1 pseudogene is annotated in these 2918 nt (G+C 42.7%); it reads left to right on the top strand.

Features of this window, described 5'->3' with window-relative positions:
• Nucleotides 1-2918, top strand: a pseudogene (locus tag ACFIKD_RS09130) (hypothetical protein); the annotation flags it as partial.

The raw sequence follows: 2918 nt of genomic DNA on the forward strand, positions 1-2918 counted from the left end.
CAAGGTGTTGCACATGATTCCTTGTTATGGAATGATAAATCCCATGCCTTTGTCGCGCAGCATGAAAAGAAGGAAGAAAAAGAAGACGGCACAGTTGTAGTGACACAAGAAAACAGCAAGATCACGTCTCTTGCAGCTGGATCTATCAGTGAAACTTCCACAGATGCCGTTAATGGCTCACAGCTTCATAGCTTTGGCACAGGGGTTGCTACGTCTTTAGGTGGTGGCGCCAAGTATGAGAATGGTCAATGGACCGCTCCTACATTCAAGGTTAAGACTGTTAAGGATGATGGTACTGAAGAAGAGAAGAAGTATGATACTGTAGCAGAAGCTTTGGCTGATGTTGGTACATCTTTCACGAATATTAAAAACGATATTACCAATGTGGTAAGTGATAGTCTTGTTAAGTTTGATGAAAAGTCCAATCTGATCAAGATAGGTGGTGAAAAAGAAGGTACGAATATCAGTATTTCTGATAAGGAAAGTAAGGATAGAATACTTTCTGGCGTGAAGGATGCAGAGCATGCTAATGAAGCTGTTAACAAAGGTCAGCTTGATGAGAACGTGGATGCACTTACGAATGAAATTGAAGAAGTGCGCTCTGTAGCAGTTTTTTATGATGAGGAAGAAGATACAGAAGAGGTCAGTACACTTACCAGAACAGCACCTAAAGCGAAACAAAGCAATGTGACTTTTGGAGATCCCAAAACAGGTACTGTTGGATTGCATAATGTTGGCAATGGTAATATTGCCGAGGATTCACATGATGCCGTTAATGGCTCACAGCTTCATAGCTTTGGCACAGGGGTTGCTACGTCTTTAGGTGGTGGCGCCAAGTATGAGAATGGTCAATGGACCGCTCCTACATTCAAGGTTAAAACAATCAATGAAGATGGGAGTACTGTTGAAGAGCAGAGTTATGATAGTGTAGCGGAAGCTTTTGCAGGCGTTGGCAGTTCTTTCACGAACATTCATAACGAGATTAACAAGGAGATTAGCAAAGTCGTAGGCGATAGCCTTGTTAAGCAGGATGAAACGACAAAGGTTATCAATATTGGTGGCGAAGTAGAAGGTACGAGCATCACTATTGCTAATAAGGCTGGTACGGATCGGATTCTTTCTGGTGTGAAGGCAGCGACCAAGGATAATGAAGCTGTTAACAAAGGTCAGCTTGAGAAAGGTTTAACGGATCTTTCCAACAGTCTTCAGTCTGATGAATCAGCAGTTGTTCATTACGATAAAAAGGATGGTAAAATTGATTATGCGAATGTCACTTTAGGAAAAGCTAAAGATAAGACAGCTGTAGGTCTCCATAATGTTGCTGATGGTAAGATAGCCAAGGATTCACATGATGCAATCACAGGTGGTCAGGTTAACACAATCGGTGAGGATGTTGCCAAGTTCTTAGGTGGAGATGCTGCATTTACAAATGGAGCTCTTACACAGCCAACCTATAAATTATCGCACATTGCCACAGATGGAGTTGTGACAGAGAGTTCGTTCCAAGGTGTTGGCACCGCTTTTGCAGGTCTTGATGATAATATCAAGACTGTGAACGCTCGCATTAAGGAAGTCTCAGAAGGAGTTGCGCATGATTCCTTGTTATGGAGTGATAAAGCCCACGCCTTTGTAGCGCAGCATGAAAAGAGGGAAGAAGGAGACGACGGCAAAGTTGTAGTGACGCAAGAAAACAGCAAGATCACATCACTTGCGGCTGGCTCTATAGTATCAGGCTCGAGTGATGCGGTTAATGGTGGACAGATTTATGAACTGCAAAAACAGTTTGCTGGCTATTTTGGTGGTGGTGCTGGTTATAATGAGAAAGGCGAATGGCAAGCTCCAAACTATAACTTATCTAGTATTGATAAAGATGGTAAGGTAACAGATAAATCACATACCGATGTTGGTTCTGCCTTTAAAGGACTTGATGATAATATCAAGACTGTGAACGCTCGCATTAAGGAAGTTTCAGAGGGAGTTGCACAAGATTCTTTATCATGGAGCAAGACTGAAGGTGCTTTTGTTGCCCTGCATGGGGAAGGTGATAACAGAAAAGCAAGTAAGATCACATCGCTTGCAGCTGGCTCTATAGCATCAGGCTCGAGTGATGCGGTTAATGGTGGTCAGATTTATTCATTGAATCAGACTCTAGCAAAGTATTTTGGTGGTGATGCTAAGTATGAAGATGACGAATGGAGCGAACCAACTTTCACGCTTAAAACCTACAATGCAGATGGTACGGAAGGTGATCCACAGGAGCATCATAATGTAACGGAAGCCTTTGCAGGAATTGATAAGAATGTTCAGAACATCGTTAATGATTTTAATGAAAAAGTCACGAACATCACAGAATCTATGCAAGGCGATGCGCTGTTGTGGAATGAAAGTGCAAAAGCCTTTGTAGCCAAGCATGGAGAAAAAGACGGTGAGAAGACAAACAGCAAGATCACATCGCTTGCAGCTGGTTCTATAGCATCAGGCTCGAGTGATGCGGTTAATGGTGGACAGATTTATGATCTGAATCAGTCGCTAGCAAAGTATTTTGGTGGTGATGCTAAGTATGATGGTGATGGCTGGGTCCTTCCAGGTTTCAAGCTAATGACTTTCCAAGAAGATGGCAGCTTTGAAGAGGAGGATTATGATAGCATTGCAGCCGCGTTTGCCGGTATCAATAAGGTCTTCAAGAATCTTCATAATGAGATTTCAGAAAACATTGAGCAAAATGCGTTGTTGTGGAGTGATGATGCGGGTGCGTTTGTAGCACAGCATGAGAAGGAAGGTAAAAAGGACAACAGCAAGATCACGTTCCTTGCGGAAGGAAAGATATCAGAAGATTCGACGGATGCGATTAATGGAGGTCAGATTTATACTCTACAACAGAGCTTTGCCTCATATTTTGGTGGAGGAGCTGGTTATGA

The organism is Bartonella sp. CR84HXZ (assembly GCF_042194535.1).
Lineage (GTDB): Bacteria > Pseudomonadota > Alphaproteobacteria > Rhizobiales > Rhizobiaceae > Bartonella > Bartonella grahamii.